At 33.9% G+C, this 20521-nt stretch carries 23 protein-coding genes; 18 read left to right on the top strand and 5 right to left on the bottom strand.

Annotated features, from left to right (window positions below; genetic code table 11):
• The first annotated feature begins 17 nt into the window (after nucleotides 1-17).
• From AC1RPV_RS00745 to nhaC, 8 genes are all read left to right on the top strand, one after another.
• A complete protein-coding gene (locus tag AC1RPV_RS00745; RefSeq protein ID WP_481760967.1) occupies nucleotides 18-458 on the top strand; it encodes a GNAT family N-acetyltransferase in 441 nt (146 codons plus the stop codon).
• A complete protein-coding gene (locus tag AC1RPV_RS00740; RefSeq protein WP_481760966.1) occupies nucleotides 459-668 on the top strand; it encodes a hypothetical protein in 210 nt (69 codons plus the stop codon).
• 18 nt (nucleotides 669-686) lie between these two features.
• On the top strand, nucleotides 687-1115 hold the full coding sequence (locus AC1RPV_RS00735) for a MerR family transcriptional regulator (RefSeq protein ID WP_409021721.1): 429 nt from the start codon (nucleotides 687-689) through the stop codon (nucleotides 1113-1115).
• A 985-nt stretch (nucleotides 1116-2100) separates the two neighbouring features.
• Nucleotides 2101-2748 carry a metal-dependent transcriptional regulator gene (locus AC1RPV_RS00730; protein ID WP_481761142.1) on the top strand — a complete coding sequence of 216 codons (648 nt, stop codon included), beginning with the start codon at nucleotides 2101-2103 and terminating at the stop codon, nucleotides 2746-2748.
• Between the two features lie 205 nt (nucleotides 2749-2953).
• Complete coding sequence (locus AC1RPV_RS00725) at nucleotides 2954-4330, top strand: Nramp family divalent metal transporter (RefSeq protein WP_481760965.1); 1377 nt, start codon at nucleotides 2954-2956, stop codon at nucleotides 4328-4330.
• Nucleotides 4331-4348: 18 nt separating this feature from the next.
• A complete protein-coding gene (locus AC1RPV_RS00720; RefSeq protein WP_481760964.1) occupies nucleotides 4349-4795 on the top strand; it encodes a universal stress protein in 447 nt (148 codons plus the stop codon).
• A 132-nt stretch (nucleotides 4796-4927) separates the two neighbouring features.
• Nucleotides 4928-6544, top strand: coding sequence for a SulP family inorganic anion transporter (locus AC1RPV_RS00715; protein WP_481761141.1), 1617 nt, complete (start codon nucleotides 4928-4930; stop codon nucleotides 6542-6544).
• Nucleotides 6545-6941: 397 nt separating this feature from the next.
• Nucleotides 6942-8312, top strand: coding sequence for a Na+/H+ antiporter NhaC (gene nhaC, locus AC1RPV_RS00710; protein WP_481760963.1), 1371 nt, complete (start codon nucleotides 6942-6944; stop codon nucleotides 8310-8312).
• A gap of 49 nt (nucleotides 8313-8361) precedes the next feature.
• Here the strand turns inward: nhaC and AC1RPV_RS00705 are convergent, their stop codons facing one another.
• On the bottom strand, nucleotides 8362-9543 hold the full coding sequence (locus tag AC1RPV_RS00705) for an MFS transporter (protein ID WP_481760962.1): 1182 nt from the start codon (nucleotides 9541-9543) through the stop codon (nucleotides 8362-8364).
• 129 nt (nucleotides 9544-9672) lie between these two features.
• Between AC1RPV_RS00705 and AC1RPV_RS00700 the strand changes: the two genes are divergently transcribed.
• From AC1RPV_RS00700 to AC1RPV_RS00685, 4 genes are all read left to right on the top strand, one after another.
• Nucleotides 9673-10038, top strand: coding sequence for a winged helix-turn-helix transcriptional regulator (locus AC1RPV_RS00700; protein WP_409021715.1), 366 nt, complete (start codon nucleotides 9673-9675; stop codon nucleotides 10036-10038).
• A gap of 139 nt (nucleotides 10039-10177) precedes the next feature.
• The gene (locus tag AC1RPV_RS00695) at nucleotides 10178-10915 is read left to right on the top strand and encodes a TerC family protein (RefSeq protein WP_481760961.1); all 738 of its coding nucleotides are present in this window, start codon (nucleotides 10178-10180) and stop codon (nucleotides 10913-10915) included.
• 18 nt (nucleotides 10916-10933) lie between these two features.
• A complete protein-coding gene (trxA, locus tag AC1RPV_RS00690) occupies nucleotides 10934-11263 on the top strand; it encodes a thioredoxin (RefSeq protein WP_481760960.1) in 330 nt (109 codons plus the stop codon).
• 113 nt (nucleotides 11264-11376) lie between these two features.
• Nucleotides 11377-12243 carry an NAD(P)-dependent oxidoreductase gene (locus AC1RPV_RS00685; RefSeq protein WP_481760959.1) on the top strand — a complete coding sequence of 289 codons (867 nt, stop codon included), beginning with the start codon at nucleotides 11377-11379 and terminating at the stop codon, nucleotides 12241-12243.
• 48 nt (nucleotides 12244-12291) lie between these two features.
• Here the strand turns inward: AC1RPV_RS00685 and AC1RPV_RS00680 are convergent, their stop codons facing one another.
• Entirely contained in the window at nucleotides 12292-13038 is a 747-nt protein-coding gene (locus tag AC1RPV_RS00680) for a hypothetical protein (RefSeq protein WP_481760958.1), read from the bottom strand.
• Nucleotides 13039-13375: 337 nt separating this feature from the next.
• Between AC1RPV_RS00680 and AC1RPV_RS00675 the strand changes: the two genes are divergently transcribed.
• The 6 genes from AC1RPV_RS00675 (at nucleotide 13376) to AC1RPV_RS00650 (ending at nucleotide 18544) form a co-directional block, all read left to right on the top strand.
• Entirely contained in the window at nucleotides 13376-14464 is a 1089-nt protein-coding gene (locus AC1RPV_RS00675; protein WP_481760957.1) for a DUF871 domain-containing protein, read from the top strand.
• A 108-nt stretch (nucleotides 14465-14572) separates the two neighbouring features.
• Nucleotides 14573-14968: a fluoride efflux transporter CrcB gene (gene crcB / locus AC1RPV_RS00670; protein WP_481760956.1), complete on the top strand. Its 396-nt coding sequence runs from the start codon at nucleotides 14573-14575 to the stop codon at nucleotides 14966-14968.
• Nucleotides 14965-15327, top strand: a complete 363-nt coding sequence (gene crcB, locus AC1RPV_RS00665) for a fluoride efflux transporter CrcB (RefSeq protein WP_481760955.1) — start codon at nucleotides 14965-14967, stop codon at nucleotides 15325-15327. Before crcB (AC1RPV_RS00670) ends, crcB (AC1RPV_RS00665) begins: the two co-directional genes overlap by 4 nt.
• Before the next feature lie 56 nt (nucleotides 15328-15383).
• Nucleotides 15384-16253, top strand: a complete 870-nt coding sequence (locus AC1RPV_RS00660; protein ID WP_481760954.1) for a DegV family protein — start codon at nucleotides 15384-15386, stop codon at nucleotides 16251-16253.
• 155 nt (nucleotides 16254-16408) lie between these two features.
• Nucleotides 16409-17863 carry an ABC transporter permease gene (locus tag AC1RPV_RS00655; protein ID WP_481760953.1) on the top strand — a complete coding sequence of 485 codons (1455 nt, stop codon included), beginning with the start codon at nucleotides 16409-16411 and terminating at the stop codon, nucleotides 17861-17863.
• Between the two features lie 21 nt (nucleotides 17864-17884).
• Nucleotides 17885-18544 carry an ABC transporter ATP-binding protein gene (locus AC1RPV_RS00650; protein ID WP_481760952.1) on the top strand — a complete coding sequence of 220 codons (660 nt, stop codon included), beginning with the start codon at nucleotides 17885-17887 and terminating at the stop codon, nucleotides 18542-18544.
• Nucleotides 18545-18607: 63 nt separating this feature from the next.
• Here the strand turns inward: AC1RPV_RS00650 and AC1RPV_RS00645 are convergent, their stop codons facing one another.
• The 3 genes from AC1RPV_RS00645 to AC1RPV_RS00635 form a co-directional block, all read right to left on the bottom strand.
• Entirely contained in the window at nucleotides 18608-19366 is a 759-nt protein-coding gene (locus AC1RPV_RS00645; RefSeq protein ID WP_481760951.1) for an ABC transporter permease, read from the bottom strand.
• A complete protein-coding gene (locus AC1RPV_RS00640) occupies nucleotides 19359-20015 on the bottom strand; it encodes an ABC transporter ATP-binding protein (protein WP_481760950.1) in 657 nt (218 codons plus the stop codon). The genes AC1RPV_RS00645 and AC1RPV_RS00640 overlap by 8 nt, the downstream gene beginning before the upstream one ends.
• A gap of 152 nt (nucleotides 20016-20167) precedes the next feature.
• Nucleotides 20168-20515: a VOC family protein gene (locus tag AC1RPV_RS00635; RefSeq protein WP_481760949.1), complete on the bottom strand. Its 348-nt coding sequence runs from the start codon at nucleotides 20513-20515 to the stop codon at nucleotides 20168-20170.
• Nucleotides 20516-20521: the final 6 nt, after the last annotated feature.

Genomic DNA, 20521 nt, shown 5'->3' with positions numbered 1-20521 from the left:
AAGCTGAGGATGAGCAAATGTTCATAGTGAAATCAACTAGAGATATAAGTAGTCAAATATATAAGGATGCATTATCAATTAGAAAAACGGTTTTTGTTGGAGAACAGAATGTGCCAATGGAATTGGAAATTGAAAACGAATCAGAAGCTATTCATTTTGTGGGTTATAAAGATGAAGAACCTGTTGTGACAGCACGTGTACTTAGCGAAGACTCTGAAACGTGGCATGTCCAGCGAGTTGCAACATTGAAAGCGGCTCGTGGACAACATTTAGCAACAGATATCCTAACGTTTATTGAAGGATTTTCAACAGTCTACGGAATTAAATACTTAACCTTAGGTGCACAAGATCAAGCCCAAAATTTTTATTTGAAACTAGGATATGAGGTTGAAGGTGAAGGCTTTATGGACGCAGGAATTCCACATCACACAATGATAAAAACAATCGAAGGAGCCTAGATGGCAAAAGAAACTTTATTTTCAAAATTACTAACGGATGAACGATATACATTTGCGAGTGAACTTGGTAGTAAATATCATAAAGACGCTAGTCAAATTTTATTTACTTACTTGAAGTTAATGGCTGAGGGGACACAAAACCAGTCAAAATCATTACAGAAAAGTCTGCCAGAAATCGATAAAAAATTTCAAAAGTATTTAGAAAACTAGAGATAGAAGGTACTTACAGTGAATAATAATCCATTAGCCAATCTTATGAAGCAAGATAAGTTAATTGTCGGTATTAGTGAAATCAGTAAAATGACAGGTGTTTCAACACGACAGTTAAGATATTGGGAACAAAAAGGCTATATTGAAAGTATTTCAGATGAGAAGGCAAAGTCGCGAGAATATCGTTTAGATATGGTCATAAAAGTCAGTCTTATAAAAGAAGAGTTAGATGAAGGATACACATTGGTTGCGGCGATTGAACACGTTAACGGAAAAATGGATATTTTTAGACAATTTAAACACTTTTTGATTGATCGTGTTTCAGATGTTGGTAAACAAGGAAATAAAACAGTTTTTGATATGGGCTATTTTGATGACTCCAAAAAGCAGCGTTTATTTGCGGTAATAGATGAAAAAGGGACACGTTTTGAACTCAGAGATGTTTAATAAAAAGAATTATAAAATAAAATCATAAAAAGGTTGCAACCGTTTACATTTGTGTTATACTTAATTTGTAGCAAGGAAGGCTATCGAAATCCCTGAACAAAATAAAACTGAAGTCACTTTTTTAAACTCACTTAATGGTTTTTAAAAACGAAGTTAGTTGGACAATGTTTAGTACTGAAGATAGTTGAAAAATGTAACACAAGTTAATGACGTTGAGAGATGTCAAGCAAGGCGTATTAAAACGGTGCCGGTCTTGAGCATTAAAAAGCAAATCAAGACACATCAAGTTAGATGATGTTTACTCCGATGAATTTAGAATTTTGGTAGTGTGAACGTCGTGAGACGTCGAACAAGGTTTTAAAACGGTGCTAGTCTTGAGCGCTTAAAAGCAAATCAGGACACATCAATTAAGATGATGGTTTAAGTTTCCAATGTACGGCAAGTTAATGACGTTGAGAGATGTCAAGTAAGGCGTATTAAAACGGTGCCGGTCTTGAGCATTAAAAAGCAAATCAAGATATCGAATTTTGATGATTTAAGTTGTAGTAGAACGAATAATTGGATTTAGAGGTATTTGGTCTTGGAGAAACGTTTGAAATCGAATGGATAACAAATCGCTCAAAGGGCGTCGTTCGATAATATATGATTCAAAACATATAAAAGCGACTTCACAGAACTAAATAAGTATAAAGATATAGAGGCGAAATATATTAATAATCAAGTAAAATCGACTCTCGGTAACACGGGTTTCGGCTTTCCTTCTACAAAAAGATAGGATTCAAGACATTTCTTAAAACAAATGCTTGAATCCTATTTTAATGCAGTGAATTATGATTTTTAGCTTACATTTAGGTATTTTAAAATGAAAGGTTAGGTATTCCTAAAAAATAAGTTACAATTCAATCGTTATTCTGATATAATAAATCTATTATTAAGAAAATGGAAGTGAATTGATTAACTAATGACAAAAAATGAAAGATCGAATATGACACCTATGAAGGAAGATTATTTAAAAATTATTTTTGAATTAGGCGGTACGCAAAAGAAAATATCGAATAAACAGATTGCGCTTAGTCTGAACATTGCGGCCGGATCAGTTACAGAAATGGTCAATAAACTAGTTAAAGAAGAGTTAGTAGAACATACGCCATACGCAGGGATTTCGTTAACGAAACCTGGGATATTATTGGCAGAAGATTTAGTTCGTAAGCATCGTTTATGGGAATGCTTCTTAGTTTATAAATTAAATTATAAACTACAAGATGTTGACGGTGAATCAGAGTTACTTGAACATGTGACAAGTGAGTACTTGCTTGATCATTTGAGTGAATTCTTGGGTCATCCAACACACTGTCCTCATGGCGGTGTGATACCTGACAAAGAAGGTAACTATGAGGAAGATAGCCATCTCGTTTTAGAAGCAGTAGAAGATAACACTAAAGTTGTGATTGAACGATTCATTGATAATCATGATTTGTTAACTTATTTAGATGATTTAGAATTACACATTGGTGATAAATTAACAGTTGTTTCTCATGCGCCTTTTGAAGGTCCAGTTGAAATCAAATTAGAAAATACTGGTGAGGTTAGAAATATTAGTTATAAAGCCGCTCATTATATTTTTGTGAAGTAGGTATTATGATAACAAAAGAAATTTTTATTAAATAGCTAAAGACTGTTGATATCAAATAGATATCAGCAGTCTTTTTTTGGAAATATAGCAATATTTAATAACTGGTAAAATGATTTAAGGTTAGCCTAAACTTTTTGTTTACAATGTATAAAGTTTGAGTATAATAAGGAATTGAGAAGAAAAGAATTTAAAGGAGTGGTAAAAAATGTCGAAAGAAGTACAAGAACCAAAAATGACTACCACAACAAATAGTGCTAGTTTGGAAGAAGTAAATGGATCAGTAGAAGTTCCAAAAAGTGCCGGATTTTTACGAACTTTATGGGCTTTTAGTGGACCAGGTGCATTAGTCGCTGTTGGTTACATGGATCCAGGTAACTGGATTACATCAATTGTCGGTGGTGCACAATACCGTTACTTACTATTATCAGTCGTTATTTTCTCCGGACTTATCGCTATGTTAATGCAATATATGGCTGCTAAGTTAGGTGTCGTAACAAGAATGGATTTAGCACAAGCAATTCGTGATCATACTAATAAACCGGTTGGATTTTTATTATGGATCATGACAGAATTAGCAATTATGGCAACAGATATAGCCGAAGTAATTGGTGGAGCGATTGCTTTACAATTACTTTTTGGAATTCCATTAACAGTCGGCGTTATGATAACTATATTAGATGTTTTCTTACTATTATTATTAACAAAATTAGGATTTAGAACAATTGAAGCGATTGTTGCAACATTGATTGCATCAATTTTAATTATTTTCCTTTACTTAGTTGCCTTATCAAAACCAAGTTTAGCAGGTATCATGGGTGGTATTTTACCAAGAGCATCAATCGTTATGAACCATGATCAATTAACATTAGCTTTAGGTATTATTGGTGCAACAGTAATGCCTCATAACTTGTACCTTCACTCTTCAATTGCACAAACACGTCAGTACGATTCAACTGATGAAGAAGAAGTTGCAAAAGTTGTGCGCTTTACAACTTGGGATTCAAATATCCAATTATTTGGCGCAACAATTGTTAACAGTTTACTTTTACTTTTGGGGGCTGCTTTATTCTTTGGACATGCAGATCAATTACAAGCATTCGGTGATTTATACCGTGCATTAAGTGATAATACAATTGCCAAAGGGATTGCATCACCTGTACTTTCAACTTTATTTGCCGTAGCTTTACTGGCTTCTGGGCAAAATGCAACGATTACCGGAACCTTGACTGGTCAAATTATAATGGAAGGTTTCATACATTTAAAAATGCCATTATGGGCCCGTCGATTGGTTACACGTATCATAGCAGTTATCCCCGTTATGATTGCCGCAATCATTTGGGGTGGGACAGAAGGCGTATTAGATAATTTACTTGTTTATTCACAAGTGTTCTTATCAGTAGCCTTACCATTTACGATGATTCCATTAATCTGGTTTACATCTTCTAAAAAATATATGGGTGAACGATTCGTTAATCCACTTTGGGTATCAATTATTGGTTGGGCAGCCGCAATCGGGTTAACTATTTTAAATGTTCAATTAGTCTTCAATTTAGTCATTCAATTTTTCCAAGAAGTTTTATAAAATAAGGAGGAAATTCATATGAAAAAAAGTTTTGAGTTACCAAAGCATAAGAACATTCTTGTCGGCGTCGATAATTCGGCAGATGCCCAATTAGCATTCTTAGAAGCGGTTAGTCATGCTTTAGATGATGATTCTCTGCTGCATATTGTAACTGTTCTGGAGTCGGATGATTTGAATGTTTTTCAGGTATTAACAAAAGATACATTAGCTGAAAAACGTTTGAAGGTTGAAAAACAACTTCAAGAGTATAAACAAAGCGCATTAGATGCTGGTGTTAAGGAAGTACACATTGTTCTTGCTGAGGGTGAACCTGGTGAAACGATTGTCAAAGATGTTATTCCTGACGTTAAACCTGATTTAGTCGTTGTTGGATCAGCTATAACTAAAGGGATTGGTAAGTACTTAGGTAGCCAAGCATCATACGTGGCTAAGTATTCTCCCGTTTCAGTTATGGTTGTTCGTTAATAGAAAAAAGTTATACAAAATGGTTGAATCTTATAAAGATTTAACCATTTTTATTTGGAAAACGTTTACTTGTTTATTTATATATAAGGTTTATGTTATGCTTTTATGTATAACATAAATAGGAGCATGATGATGATATCAAATTATATTTCAATATTAAAAAACGAGTTTAAAGGTTATAATGCAACAAAATTAGCTAAAGATTTTATGGCAGGTTTAACGGTAGCTGCAGTTGCTATTCCGTTAGCCTTGGCATTTGGTGTCTCAAGTGGGGCAACAGCTGCTGCTGGGTTAATCACAGCCATTGTTGCTGGGATTTTGATAAGTACCTTATCTGGGGCATATTATCAAATATCAGGACCAACTGGAGCGATGGCCGCAGTATTAATGGGTGTTATTGCACAATATGGATTAAAAGGGGTTTTTATTGCTACATTGATTGCCGGAGTGATTTTATTGTTAGCCGGTATATTTAAATTAGGCGTTTTAACGACTTTTATTCCTGCCCCTGTTATTACAGGATTTACATCAGGAATTTCAATTATTATTGCTTTCGGGCAATTAGATAATTTTTTTGGTACGCATTCAAACGGAAGTAGTTTAATTGAAAAAATTGGTAGTTATCCTAGCTTAGGTTTTCAACCTAAGTTGGCAACGACTTTGATGGCAATTTTAGTTGTTATTGCACTTTTTATTTTTCCAAAAAAATGGAATAAAGTTATTCCTGCATCGTTGATTGCAATTATTGTTACTACGGCAATTACAATGATATTTAAATTAGATGTCGCAACAGTTGGCGAGATTCCAACAAGTGTTATCAGTGATGATAGATTACATTTAGGTGCATTAAATCTTCAAACAGTTAAAAATCTAATTATTCCTGGCGCAAGTATTGCTTTACTGGGAATGATTGAAAGTTTATTATGCGGGGCATCTGCTGGTCGCATGACAGGTAAAACCTTAGATAGTAATCAAGAATTAATCGCTCAAGGTATTGGAAATATGATTTTACCATTTTTTGGTGGTATTCCAGCAACGGCTGCGATTGCTAGAACGAGTGTAGCAATTAAATCAGGTGCACAGACGCGATTGACAGGCGTTTTCCATGCACTTGCGTTATTAGTTTCAATGCTTTTATTGGCACCAATCATGTCACAGATTCCTTTATCGGCATTAGCTGGCGTGTTAGTTGTGACTTCATGGCGGATGAACGAATGGTCAGCTATCAAGTATCTCTTTAAAAATAAATTTAAAAGTGCTTTAATTCTATTTTTCTTAACATTAATAAGTACCGTTATTTTTGATTTGAGTACGGCGATTATGGCCGGTGTTTTAGTCGGGATCGTTATTTTTGTGGCTAAGAGTTCTATTTTAGATGTTGTTGTTGAAGATGTTGATTTAAGCAAAGTCGAAACAACACAAGATAGATTAAAAGATGATTGGGCAGTTGTCTACATCACTGGACCACTATTTTTCATGTCTGCGGATCGATTAGATAAGGCACTACAGCCACTTCATGAACGAGATTTAGTTATCTTTTCATTGCGAGGCGTACCATCAATTGATAATACAGCAATGGCTGTTATTCAGGATTTCTATAGTGATGCTCAGACTAAAAATCATGAAGTGATTTTTTCTTCAGTTCAACCAAATGTAATGAGAATGTTTGAACGATCTGGCTTTAAAGATGTGGCTGGGGAAGAAGCCTTTTATTTCTCAGTTGATCGTGTTCTAAAGGAAATACTATAAGATGTACATTATTGACAAGGATATTTAGGCATGTTAAGATTCATTCAACTTAATAAATAAAAGTTAACACATAAGTAGTCATTTATCTGGGAGTCAGAAAGTTGGTGGTTGATGCGAACCAATCAGGATAAATTAACCAAATACGTTAACGTTATTTTAAACATCGGATAAATATCTAGAACCGTTATCATCTAGTGAGTGAGAATTTGGGTTCTCAATTAAACTGGGTGGTACCACGGCTAGAGTCGTCCCTGATACAATATTTAATATTGTATCAGGGACTTTTTTTGTCCAGAAAAGGAGTGTTAAAAATGAAAAATATAAATTGGGGTCAGTTTCGATATCAAACTTTTCATGATAAATACTAGAATCGACTAAAAAATAGGAGTGTTTACTAATGAAAAATAAATTATCGTTTACAGAAGCAGCAAGTGTTTTAGTAGTAATGTTGATTATTATGGGATTTGGTGTAATTAAGTTTGGGTTATCACCTCAAACACCAGTTATGTTAGTGATTGGGTTGTTAATTTTATGGGCTAGAATTCGTCATTTTTCATGGGATGAGATTCACGCGGGTATCAAGGATGGAATGAGTACAGGGTTAATTCCCATCTTTATTTTTATTTTGATTGGCTCATTGATTGCGACTTGGATTGCGGCAGGAATTATTCCAACCTTAATGATTTGGGGATTTAATCTGATTAGTGTTCAATTCTTTGTGCCTTCCGTTTTTATTGTCTGTGCTATTATCGGATTATCAATTGGGAGTGCCTTCACTTTAATTTCAACTGTGGGTATCGCACTATTCGGTATGGGGATGACGATGGGGGTTAATCCTGCACTAGTGGCAGGAGCAATTATTTCAGGTGCTATCTTTGGGGATAAAATGTCTCCCTTATCAGATTCAACGAACTTAGCAGCTGCCATTGGAGAATCTGATTTATTTAAACATATTAAAAATATGATGTGGACAACAATTCCTGCTTTTGTAGGATCTTTAATTTTATATTTCATTTTGGGAAGTGGTAGTATGGCAGCAAATATGGATAAAATCAATCATACGATTTCAATTTTATCTAGTCACTTTTCAATCACAGCTTGGGCGGCATTACCAATTATCTTAATGTTTGTCTGTGCCTGGTTAAAAATTCCAGCTATTCCAACGTTATTTATCAATATTGGTGTATCGTTAGTTATGTTATTTATTCAAAAACCATTTACGAGTTTACAAGATGTTGCGGCGTTGATTCAGTCAGGATTTGTTTCTAAAACTGGAGATGCAAATGTGGATATGCTGTTAACACGAGGTGGCGTTTCAAGTATGATGGGAACCGTGTCATTAATAATTTTAACTTTAACGTTAGGCGGCTTACTAATGAACTTCAATATTATTGAAGTCGTTATGGAACCTTTAGTTAAACGTTTAAATTCATCTGGTAAATTAATTACGGCAACTATTTTTGCTGGAATTGGAGTTAATTTATTTGTTGGAGAACAATACTTATCAGTTATTTTACCTGGAAAAGCGTTTAAACCCGCTTTTGATAAATCAAAATTAGATAATTTAGCCTTAAGTCGTGCACTTGAAGATGGCGGAACAGTGATTAATTACTTAATCCCTTGGGGTGTAGCTGGTGCGTTTGCAGCAAGCACGTTGGGAGTTCCAACGCTAGACTACTTACCATTTGCGTTCTTTAGCTTACTATCGCCTGTCTTTTCAATCATTAGTGGTTGGACGGGAATCGGGTTACGTGCAAAGAGAGCCTAATAAAAACGGGTCACAATGAATTTTATATTCGTTGTGACCCGTTTTTTTGTTATTTCTCATTCTTATTGAGTGTAATTAAGTACATTGTCATGAAGATGGCGATTAAAACCATGACTGTCCCAAAAAGTGGCGTCATACCTAATCCGAGATTAGAAACAACTTGTCCACCAATTAAAGAGCCTAACGTAATGCCAATATTGAAAGCAGAAATATTTAGCGACGATGCTAAAGTAATATCTTTAGGGGTATATTTTTCAGCTAATTGAACAACGTATAGTTGTAATCCTGGAACATTCATAAAGGCGAATAGTCCTAAGGCCATAACGGTTAATAAACCTAGAATTGACATTTTAGCAGTAAAGAAAAGGATAAATAAGACGACTGCAAGTCCGATAAACATTTTTAATAATGCTTGGAGCGGATTATGGTTTGCTAAACGGCCGCCAATCGTATTTCCAAGGGCAACCATCAATCCGTAGACGATTAAAATGATAACAACAGCACTTTCACTGTAACCCATTGAAGTTTCTAAGAGTGGCGTAATATACGTATAAACAACGAATGTCCCACCGTAACCTAAGGCGGTTAATGATAACGTAATCAATAGATATTTGTTCTTAAGGACACGGATAAAACCATGCGCATCAGATTTTCCAGGAATTGGTAAACCATTTGGTACGAGGAAAAAGTTGGCGATTAAACCAATTAGTCCAATGATACTAATAAAAATAAATGATCCATGCCAACTAGTATGTTGACCAATAAATGTACCTAAAGGAACACCGGTTACAGTTGCAACGGTTAAACCAGTAAACATGACTGAAATAGCACTAGCACGTTTTGAAGGTTCAACAACATCAGCCGCAATAACGGAAGCGATTGTCATGAATATACCGTGAGACAATGCAGAAATAATTCGACCAATTAATAAAATTGAAAAAGTTGGTGCAAATGCTGCAACTAAATTACCAACGATAAATAACGCCATGATACTTAAGAGTAATTTTTTTCGATCAAATTGGCCAGTTAAAATAGTTAGAACGGGTGCACCTATTGTGACACCGAATGCATATAATGAAACGCTAAGTCCTGCCTGACTTAATGAAATACCAAAATCTTTGACTAATAAGGGGATGAGCCCAACGCTAATAAATTCTGTTGATCCGATTGCGAAAGCACTAATAGCCAATGCTAAGAGTGTTAGGGATGGTGATATTTTTGGTTTTTCCATAAGTTTGTAAAGCCTCCTTGATTTTTGTTGGAATAATGCTACAATTTATGATTATACGTGTACGCAACAATAAGACAATAACGTACTAAAAAGTGCTATAGGAACTTTTTAGTGCCTATAGGAGGAAGAATGGAAGATAAAACATATAATATTGGTGTTGAAGCGACTTTAGAAGTCATTGGCGGAAAATGGAAAACAATTATTTTATGCCATTTACGTGGTGGAAAAAGAAGAACTAGTGAGCTGAAACGTGCAATTCCGAAAATAACCCAAAAAATGTTAACGCAACAATTACGTGAATTGGAAGCCGATGGGATTATCTCTAGACATATCTATGAACAGGTACCACCAAAAGTAGATTATCAATTGACTGAATATGGTGAGTCTTTGAGTACTATATTAAATAAATTGTGTGTTTGGGGCGAAAAACATGTTGATCGGTTAAATGAGCAAGACCAACATGTTGTTTTAATGAATCGAGATAAAGTGTCATAACTGTCATTATTGATTGCTATTCGAGAAATGTAGCTGGCAGTTACTGTTGTTCATATGTTATGGCATAATCTGGTAATTGCTGTATAATAATCATTTACAGTTATTTATAAAAATTATTGAAAGAAAGTATGAGAATTAAATGTTAGCAAACTTATATGGACCATTTTTTGATCTAAACAATTGGAAAACAGTTGTCGAATCAAGTAGTGATTGGATAATTATCCTATCATTAGCAGTAATCGAATGCTTATTATCAGTGGATAACGCAATTGTATTAGCTGCACAAACACAAAAATTACCAAGTAAAAAAGAACAAGAAAAAGCATTATTTTACGGATTATGGGGTGCATATATTTTCCGGTTCATCATTATTGGAATTGGAACATTTTTAATTGATTTCTGGGAAATTAAAGTAATTGGCGCTGGGTATCTTATTTACCTATCAGCCCATTATTTCTTTTCAAAAATTAAAACGCCAAAACCTAAATCAGAGAAAAAAAGTAATGGACGAAAAGGTCCATTCTCATTGTTTTGGTCAGTTGTTATTTCAATTGAGATGATGGATATTGTTTTTTCAATTGATTCTGTCTTAGCATCGTTAGCAATTTCGACAAATCCAGTCATTGTTTTAATCGGTGGGATGTTTGGAATTTTAGCCATGCGTGGGATTGCGACATTGATTATGAAGTTGATGAAGGTTGTTCCGGAGTTAGAATCAATGGCTTACTTGCTAATCGCATTAATTGCGGTGAAGTTATTCCTTTCTATCCCTCAAATTGGTATCGAAGTTTCAGCAGTACTTTTTGCTGGAATTGTTTTTGGGGCTATTATATTAACGACTTTAATTCATATGTATAATATTCAGAATAAAAAATAACGAAACGAAGGCGATAAAATGGTCACAAAAGTAACAGATAAAACGCTCGCGGAACATACAGATTCCGGATTAACAATTGTTGATTTATGGGCTCCTTGGTGTGGTCCATGTCGTATGATGGAACCTGTTATTGATGAATTAGAACAAGAATTCAAAGATGATATGCAATTTGTAAAGTTGAATATTGATGAAAATAAAGAAACAGCATTGGAATATGATGTCATGAGTATTCCGAGTTTTCTATTATTTAAAGATGGCAAAGCAATTGAAAAAGTTGTTGGTTATCATGATAAGAGTAAATTTTCAAAGTATTTAAGTGAAAAAGTTGCTCAAAATAAAGCAGTATAAATAAAATCCCACTACAAATTTTGTAGTGGGATTTTATTTTAGGCTTAACTATTATTAATGGCAGTCGTAACCTTAAAGGTGCATACTAAAGAAAATTATAAAAGGAGATTATTATGAAAAAAATTGGGTTTATTGGAACGGGCGTTATGGGCTCAGCAATTGTTAGTTATTTATTGAAAGCGAACTATGAAGTAACCGTGTTTAATCGAACCAAATCAAAGACAGATGACTTAGTTAGCCAAGGGGCAATATGGGCTGATTCGCCACAATTGGTTGCGGCTAAAAGTGATATTATCTTCTCGATGGTTGGTTTTCCTGCAGATGTAGAAGCAATATATTTTGAAGAAAATGGTATTTTTGCTGGTGCTAAAAAAGGCGCAATTGTAGTTGATATGACAACAAGTACACCAACACTAGCGAAAAAAATTGGTGATTACGCGGAAACTCATGAGTTGTTTGCGTTAGATGCACCTGTTTCTGGTGGTGATATTGGTGCAAAGAATGCGAAGCTAACAATTATGGTTGGTGGACACAGTGATGTATATGAACAAGTGAAACCTATTTTTGAAAAGATGGGAACAACAATTGCCTTGTTTGGTGGTTATGGATCAGGCCAACATGTAAAAATGGCTAATCAAATTATGATTGCTGGAACAATGACCGGAATGACTGAGCTGTTAGTTTACGCTAAGGCAGCAAACTTAGACTTGGAAAGTGTCATTAAAACAGTTGGCGGGGGAAGTGCAGCAAATTGGAGTTTAGACAATTATGCGCCCCGAGTTTTAAGTGATGACTATACACCAGGATTCTTTGCAAAACATTTTCTTAAAGATTTGCGTATTGCATTAGACGAAGCAGAAAAAATGAATATTAATCTACCCGCAACAAAAGAAGCTAAAGTACTATATGAAAAATTAGTTGATGAAGATGGATTAGGTAATGACGGTACACAAGCATTAGTTAAATTGTGGTGGAAATAAATAAGTCGATACAACTAATAAATAAGACCATTTCAATATGAGATAGTCTTATTTATTTTTGATGATTTTAACCAGCCAATTTGTAATAAGTAATAAAAACAGCATCAAAATAGTAATTAGACCAATAGATAAGGCAAATTTTGATAGTAGAGTCATCATTAAAGTCTGGTGATTAAATAGAGTTAAGAAATAATAAAAGATAATGATTAAAAGTGCTAATAAACTGAATCCAAGACCAAATCCTTTTCTATCTGCTGAGCTTAAATCAAAACCACCAATTGTAATAGATGTTGTGATTAACAACCACAGGATAAGTCTTAATGACCAAGATTGAAATAACGAGGTGAATAGGTTAAATAACGATTGAGTATTAAATGCTTGGTTAACTAGCATTGTTGATAGTAGATTAAAAGAGTGAGGTAGCAGTAGAATAAAAAGGCCAATAATTACGATTGAACAGCCAATGATGGGCGCAATACCGGCCATTGCTTGTCCAATTTTACCACGCATATTTTTAGGTGAGCTATAACGAACGAATCCAAGTGAGTTATCACCAATTTCGGGATGTGGACGTTTAATTAATTTAACTTCAATGGCGTGAAATCCAAATAAAAAAGCCATTATAGCATGACTTGCTTCATGGATAATAATACCCAATGAACCCAAGTATAATTGTTGATTTAATGATAATTGTTTTTTTGTATTACTGTTCACAGCTGTTAGTAAAAAAGCAGCTACAAGAAGTGGTATAACACTAAGAAAAATCAATGTTATTAGCGTATAAATGGTTTGCATCCTTAAGACCTCCTTCGTGATTAAAATATTAGCACGATTCTTAATATTTAGAAACAAAAAAGAGACTGCTGGGAAGGCAGTCTCTAGGGAGTAAGTTGTAGAGCTAATAAATTAGCTCTCTCTCTCATTACTTTGGAGGAGAAATGAAAAAGTATAAAGGTTAGTTATTTATGTTGTTTTGGGATAAGTTCAATATACAACATGAACCTTAAAATAACCTTAACATTAAGAAAAAATTTAAAAATAATCAAAAGTTTTTTTGGAATGCGCTTTCAATTACATTATATGTCCTTTATAATATTGGTATAGACCTTAATAATATTTAGGAGGAATAATAATGGGAAAATTAGGTATTTCAATTTATCCAGAACGATCAAATTATAATGATGATACAGCATATTTAGATTTGGCATGTAAATACGGGTATAAAAGAGTCTTTACGAGTTTACTCCAAGTGACAGATGGTAAAGATAAGGTATTATCAGAATTTAAAAAGACAGTTGCTTACGCAAATAAACTTGGTATGGAAGTAATGGTTGATATCAATCCTGATTTATTTGAACAACTAAATATTAGTTATCAAGATTTAAAATTCTTTGACGATATGGGTGCATATGGTGTTCGATTAGATTTAGGATTTACAGGTGCAGAAGAAGCAGCAATGACACGCAATCCATATGACTTAAAAATAGAAATAAATATGAGTTCTGGGACTAACTATGTGGATAACATTATGAGTTATTCACCAAAAAGAGAGAACTTATTAGGTTCACATAATTTTTATCCACATGAATACACAGGATTAGAGTATAACTTTTTTGTAGCTTGCAGTGAGAAATTTAAAAAATACAATTTAAATACGGCAGCTTTTGTTAATGCTAAGTCAGCTACTTTTGGACCTTGGCCAACTGCTGATGGACTATGTACATTAGAGGATCATCGACATTTAGATATTGCCACACAAGTTAAACATATGGTGATGACAGATTTAATTGATGATGTGATTATCGCAAACGCGTACGCTTCAGAAAATGAATTAAAAGCAGCATCAGAAGCATTCAACGCCAATTATCCGACGATTAAAATTGAAACGGCAGATGATATTACTGAGGTTGAAAAAGTAGTATTATTTGATAATATTCATAGTTACCGCGGAGATCGTTCAGCGTATCTTTTACGTTCGACAATGACACGGGTTGTGTATAAAGATAAAGAATTTCCTGCACATAATACAAAATTAATTAAGCGTGGTGACGTCTTAATTGATAATGAAGGTTATGGACAATATAAAGGTGAAACACAAATTGCTTTAAAAGAAATGAAAAATGATGGTCGTGTAAATATTGTTGGGCATATTATAGATGATGAATTATTCTTACTCGATTTTTTGAAACCATGGAGTCAATTTAAACTAAGCCAAGATTAGCCTAAATGGATCACTAGATAATTTCTAGTGGTCCATTTTAATTTGGTATTAACTAGATAATTCGGTAAAATGAAGTAGTAAATGTAAAATTGATAAGAAGGTCATAAAATGAATTATATAATTGTTGCATTGTTTGCTTTTTTTGGTGGAATAAGTCGGTACTTACTTGGTTTAACGATTATTCAACCAAATGGATTCCCACTGGGGACATTAATGATTAATGTCGTAGGGTGCTTTATTTTGGCGTTCTTAGTTCAGTATATTGAAACAACCGAAAAAGTCCCAGATTGGTTAACTTTGGGGATAAAAACAGGTTTTATAGGTGCTTTTACAACGTTTTCAACATATAGTTTGGAAGCTGTAAAGTTAATAGAGACGCAACAATGGGGCTATGCACTCATCTATGTGTTAGTAACGATTATAGGTGGACTTTCCATGACATTACTTGGTTATTCATTAGGCAATCGGATTGGAGATTGGCGAATGGAGAGTGAACGTTCATGATGACACTATTAGTTGGGATTGGCGCTGCAATCGGTGCTATGTTAAGATATGGGATAACAAATTTAAGTAATCGATATCTAACTGATCAATTTCCAGTTGGAACGTTATTAATTAATCTGATAGGTAGTTTTATTTTAGGTCTTTTAACAGGAATTAATTTATCTAGTCCGATGTTAGTCTTACTTGGTACTGGAACAATGGGTGGTTTTACAACCTTTTCAACGTATAACTTTGAATTGGTTAAATTAATTAAAAGCCAAAAAATATCGTTATTCATGATTTATTTATTAGCTAGTTATATTGTTGGTGGCTTGATGACACTGTTAGGATTAGTTATTGGTCGCCAAATGGTTAGTTAAATTAAAGTATTCGAGCATAATGTGTGATAGGATAGTAAAAATAGGGATGTGAAATAATGAAAATTGCTGTATTAACGGATAGTTCAGCTTATCTTACAGATGAGATTGTTGAACAATTAGATATTAAAGTAGTAAATAACCCAGTATTATTTGGAAATCATGTCTATCATGAAAATGCCGATTTAACGGCAACTCAATTTTATCAATTATTAAAAACAGAAGATGTTTTACCAACAACTTCCCAGGTATCGATGGGTGAAATGGAAGAAAAATTTAAGGCACTTGCTGCTGAAGGCTATACAGATGTTATTTGTATCCATTTATCATCAGGTATTAGTGGATTAGTTGGTAATCTTGAAGCTTTCGCATCATCTGTTTCGGCCATCAATGTGCATGTTTTTGATTCGAAAATTGATTGCGCGGGGATGGGTAACATGGTTCAATTGGCTGCCACATTAGCTAATAAAGATAAAAACGTTATGGAAATACTTGAAAAGTTAGCCGAATTAAGAGAAACAACACGGGTTCTTTTTGTTGTTGATGATTTAAATCATTTAATGAGGACCGGTCGTTTATCAAATCATTCAGGTTTTGTTGGAAACATATTGAAAATTAAACCGATTTTAACTTTTGATAAAGAAGGTAAAATCGTTGCTATTGGTAAAGAACGCAAAATGAAAAATGCCTATTCTGAAATTAAAGCTCAATTCTCAGAAGCAACACGTTCACTTGATTATCCAGTTCAAATTAATTTAATTGATGCGAATAATCCGGAACTTCAAGCTGAATGGGGACAAGACTTGAGAACTAGTTTTCCTAAAATGAAATTTGAATCGGGTTATATTGGACCACTTGTCGGTGTTCACACAGGTGAAAAATGTTTAGGATTAATCTGGTCGAGAGATTGGAAAAGTCTAATAGATTAAATAAAGAAAACGGTTTTATTATGAATTATTATTCATAATAAAACTTTTTTTTGTATAACAAACGAAAATGTTCTGATAATATTCAAAAATAATTCATAATTATTAGCTATGCTTATTCTTATCAAATAATTTAAGAGAATATGGAGGTAATAAATATGAATTTTTTTAAACGTGCTTTATTAAATCTTAAAGCAAAAAAAGGACGATCTTTTTTACTTGTATTAGTTATGTCAGCTATTATGTTATTCGTTTTAGCAGGATTAATTATTCAAAATGCAGCAACAACTGCGGCAAATGATGCGAAGAAGAGTGCGGGTGCAACGGTGACATTATCAGCTAATCGAGATAAAGCTTTTAGCGAGATGAAAACTTCAAGCTCAAAAACCACTAAACCATCATTAAACTTAGCTGGGGTAACAGTCGCAACAGCTAAAAAAGTTGGTGCATTAAGCAATGTGAAGAGTTACAGTATCACCACTTCAACTACAGCTAATGCTTCTTCATTTGATGCCATTAAAACAACATCGACCTCAAGTCAAAGTGGTGGGATGGGCGGCAAGAAAATGGCAACTTCTGCAACAACGGGTGATATTTCTATTTCCGGTGTAAGTTCAACGGCTAGTGCACTAAATACTAGTGGTGCCAAAATTACAAAAGGTCGTGGTTTAAATTCGAGTGATTTAAATACTAAAAACGTTGTGATTGAATCAGAACTTGCTTCTACTAACCATATTTCTGTGGGCAATACAATTACAATGAAATCAACTGGTGGTACGAAGTATAAAGTTGAAGTTGTCGGTATTTATAAAGCTAGTTCAACTAGTTCTACAAGTATGGGTGGGCCAGGAGCTACTGATCCATCAAATACTATTTATACAGCTTACACATTTGCGAATACTTTAAAAGGTAGTAAGTATAAAGATACGGCCGATTCAGTTGTGTATACATTAAGTGATCCAGCCAAGTCAGAAACTTTCACAAAAGCAGCTAAGAAATTAATTAACACATCTAAATTTTCAATGTCAACAAACGATAGTACTTATCAATCAATGCTGACACCATTGAATAATGTTAAGAGTTTTGCCCAAAAAATTGTTCTATTAGTCGCAGTTGCAGGAACTATCATTCTTGCCTTAATTGTTATTTTAATGATTAGAGAACGTCGCTATGAAATTGGTGTCCTCCTATCATTAGGTGAAAAACGTTGGAAAGTTATTGCACAATTCTTTGTTGAAATGTTTATGGTTCTACTCGTGTCATTAGTTGTTGCCGGAATTGGTGGGAAATTCGTTGGTAATGCAGTAGGTGATCAATTGATAAGCCAACAAACAACGACATCTACAACAGCTACAACTTCAAATGATATGCAAGGTGGAGGCGGTGCGCCAAGTGGTACTAAAGGTGGACAATTTGGTGGAACAGATCCAAGTGGTATACCAGGGCAGTCAGCGACAACTAAATCTGAGAAATTAAAGAATCTAAGCACAACTGTAAGTATCAAAGATTTGGCAGAATTAGGTGGTATGGGTCTGGCAATTATCTTTATCTCGATTATGTTAGCATCGTTAGGTATTTTACGACTTGAACCCAAGAAAATTCTGATTTCATAAATAATAGAAAGGAGTGATTAAATGATTGAAATTAAAGATGTCGCGTATTGGTATGAAAATAAGGATAACCCCTTATTTGAAAAGGTTAATTTAACTTTTGAAAGAAGTAAATCATATGCAATTGTCGGTAGTAGTGGCTCAGGAAAAACAACATTTCTCTCACTAATTGCTGGTTTAGATAAACCAAAATCTGGAGAAATTATATATGAAGGTGAGGCAATCAATAAAATCGGATTAACTCATTATCGAAATAAAGATGTCTCGATTATCTTCCAATCCTATAATTTATTTACTTATATGTCAGCGTTGGAAAACTTAATGACTGCGATGGACATTACCGGAGCAACACATGCTGGTGATAAACAATATGCCTTTGATATGTTGAAAAAAGTTGGTATTGATGAGGATATGGCTAAGAAGAACGTTCAACATCTTTCTGGTGGGCAACAACAGCGAGTCGCTGTTGTCAGAACGATGTGTTGTGACGCACGATTAGTCGTAGCTGATGAACCGACCGGTAATTTGGATGAAGTTAATACGAAAGAAATTATTGAATTACTTCAAGATTTAGCTAAATCACAAGATAAATGTGTCATCATTGTAACGCATGAACCAGATGTTGCTAAAATGTGTGATACGCAATATGTATTGAAGGACCGTGAGTTTCAAGTTATAGAGTAAGAAATAGCCATATGTATAAGGAAAACTTATACATATGGCTATTTTAGTTGATTGATATTTAATTTATCGTAGTTGCTTCTTATCATTAAAAAATTGTTTATATGAAAGATAACAAACACTAATTGATGAGATACTTGTTGCTGAAAGTAACATGAAAGTGACCATGATTTGGTATTTAATCGCAAAGACAGGATCAACACCGGCGAAGATTAACCCAGACATCATTCCAGGTAAACTAACGATACCAACCGTTTTAGCTGAATCAATAGTAGGCGACATCCCTGTTTTGATACTTTCACGGATAATAGGGTATGCTGCTTGTTTGAGATCTGCACCGAGTGCTAGTTTTTCTAAAATCTGTTGGCGTTGATCACGGAAATTACTGTTAAGGTTACGGTAACAAAGACCAATCGCAACCATTGAATTACTAGCAATCATACCAGTAATTGGAATAATTTGTGAAGGAATAAATTTAAGCGTTCCAGCTAGTAGTAAAAGGCCAAGTGTAACGGACGTACTACAAAAAATGGCAATGAACGAAATACGAAAACTATGTGGAATTCCTGCGCTTTTTTTATGTGCACTATACGCAGCGTTAAAGAAAACAATGAACATCATAACTAAAGTTAGAATAATATTATTAATATTAAAGACGTACTTTAAAATGTATCCGACGATGACTAATTGGATAATTGCACGAATGACACTATAAATAATATCTTTTGCTAGGCCTAATTTTTCTTTATATACAATTCCTAGTGAGACAAGTACTAATGAAAAAGCGAAAACGAGAGAAAGATTATTAACGGCTAAATTATGCATGTCTAACCTCCGTTATTTTTCCGGCCTCGATATTAATTAATTGATCAGCCAGTTTTATTTCATTATCATCATGAGTAACAGCGATAATAGTGATTTTATTTGAGTCATTTAAACGATTAATTAATGCGTGTATAATGTTTTTACTTTCTGAATCTAAAGCACTTGTGATTTCATCAAGCAGTAAGATTTTGGGTAAAAAGATTAAATTACGAATTAAGGCAACACGTTGCTTCTCGCCACCAGATAGTTCATTTATTGATTTCTGAAGATAACTGCTGGGTAAGCCTACGGATTCTAATTCAGAAATGGCACGAGATTCATCGAAGTCTTGCTTACGAACGATATAAGGAAACTCCAGATTGTCTTTAACGGTTTCGCCGAATAAAACGGGGGTTTGGAAGCAATAAGAAACAATCCGACGATATTCGATTGGGTCATAACTGTCAATTGATTTTTCATTGAACTTAATATCACCAGATGTTCTTGAAATTAAACCAGCGATTAATTTCAAAACGGTACTTTTACCGCTTCCAGATGGACCGGTGATTGTTAAAAAGTCTCCAGGGTTTACTTGAAAAGAGATGTGGTTCAAGATTGATTGGTTACTAAGTTCTAGTGAAATATCTTGTAAATCAATAATAGGTTGCATAGTAGGACCGCCTTTCTGATATAACTCATTTTCAGATTACCATGTTTAGCTGTGGGAATAAAGAAAAGTATTTTAGAGAATCTAAGCATATAGATTTAAAAACCTAATAGTAGTAAAAAAGCTAACATCGCTTAGATGTTAGCTTAGTAAATCTATTTCTGATAACTAATTAATTCGATTATATGCTGATCTGGATCTGAAATTGTAATCGATTGTGCATTTTTAACATCTTGCTTTTCAATCGGGCCAGAGATAATAGTCACAAAATAATTTTTCAAGTGATTTTCCATAGCGGTCATTGAATCACTAACGACGAAACTAAGTGTCATTGGAATAACATTAGTTGATGGCTCAAAAATAATTTTTTGATGGCCAAAATGAACAGTAGGTAACTCACTATTTTCAATCATAGTCATATCAAAAACTTCATGATAAAAACGTAAACTTCTTTGGACATCAGTTACGGGAATTGTGATTGCTTCAAAACGTTTAACTTTCATAAAATA

It is taken from the genome of Dellaglioa sp. CoH-55-MRSF-9 (assembly GCF_056782155.1).
This window is presented reverse-complemented; position numbering and strand designations above follow the sequence as displayed.

Coding starts and splice junctions, on each gene's coding strand:
- AC1RPV_RS00745 (WP_481760967.1), top strand. CDS start 18: ATGTTCATAGTGAAATCAACTAGAGATATAAGTAGTCAAATATATAAG.
- AC1RPV_RS00740 (WP_481760966.1), top strand. CDS start 459: ATGGCAAAAGAAACTTTATTTTCAAAATTACTAACGGATGAACGATAT.
- AC1RPV_RS00730 (WP_481761142.1), top strand. CDS start 2,101: ATGACACCTATGAAGGAAGATTATTTAAAAATTATTTTTGAATTAGGC.
- AC1RPV_RS00725 (WP_481760965.1), top strand. CDS start 2,954: ATGTCGAAAGAAGTACAAGAACCAAAAATGACTACCACAACAAATAGT.
- AC1RPV_RS00720 (WP_481760964.1), top strand. CDS start 4,349: ATGAAAAAAAGTTTTGAGTTACCAAAGCATAAGAACATTCTTGTCGGC.
- AC1RPV_RS00715 (WP_481761141.1), top strand. CDS start 4,928: ATGATATCAAATTATATTTCAATATTAAAAAACGAGTTTAAAGGTTAT.
- nhaC (WP_481760963.1), top strand. CDS start 6,942: ATGAAAAATAAATTATCGTTTACAGAAGCAGCAAGTGTTTTAGTAGTA.
- AC1RPV_RS00705 (WP_481760962.1), bottom strand. CDS start 9,543: ATGGAAAAACCAAAAATATCACCATCCCTAACACTCTTAGCATTGGCT.
- AC1RPV_RS00700 (WP_409021715.1), top strand. CDS start 9,673: ATGGAAGATAAAACATATAATATTGGTGTTGAAGCGACTTTAGAAGTC.
- AC1RPV_RS00695 (WP_481760961.1), top strand. CDS start 10,178: ATGTTAGCAAACTTATATGGACCATTTTTTGATCTAAACAATTGGAAA.
- trxA (WP_481760960.1), top strand. CDS start 10,934: ATGGTCACAAAAGTAACAGATAAAACGCTCGCGGAACATACAGATTCC.
- AC1RPV_RS00685 (WP_481760959.1), top strand. CDS start 11,377: ATGAAAAAAATTGGGTTTATTGGAACGGGCGTTATGGGCTCAGCAATT.
- AC1RPV_RS00680 (WP_481760958.1), bottom strand. CDS start 13,038: ATGCAAACCATTTATACGCTAATAACATTGATTTTTCTTAGTGTTATA.
- AC1RPV_RS00675 (WP_481760957.1), top strand. CDS start 13,376: ATGGGAAAATTAGGTATTTCAATTTATCCAGAACGATCAAATTATAAT.
- crcB (WP_481760956.1), top strand. CDS start 14,573: ATGAATTATATAATTGTTGCATTGTTTGCTTTTTTTGGTGGAATAAGT.
- crcB (WP_481760955.1), top strand. CDS start 14,965: ATGATGACACTATTAGTTGGGATTGGCGCTGCAATCGGTGCTATGTTA.
- AC1RPV_RS00660 (WP_481760954.1), top strand. CDS start 15,384: ATGAAAATTGCTGTATTAACGGATAGTTCAGCTTATCTTACAGATGAG.
- AC1RPV_RS00655 (WP_481760953.1), top strand. CDS start 16,409: ATGAATTTTTTTAAACGTGCTTTATTAAATCTTAAAGCAAAAAAAGGA.
- AC1RPV_RS00650 (WP_481760952.1), top strand. CDS start 17,885: ATGATTGAAATTAAAGATGTCGCGTATTGGTATGAAAATAAGGATAAC.
- AC1RPV_RS00645 (WP_481760951.1), bottom strand. CDS start 19,366: ATGCATAATTTAGCCGTTAATAATCTTTCTCTCGTTTTCGCTTTTTCA.
- AC1RPV_RS00640 (WP_481760950.1), bottom strand. CDS start 20,015: ATGCAACCTATTATTGATTTACAAGATATTTCACTAGAACTTAGTAAC.
- AC1RPV_RS00635 (WP_481760949.1), bottom strand. CDS start 20,515: ATGAAAGTTAAACGTTTTGAAGCAATCACAATTCCCGTAACTGATGTC.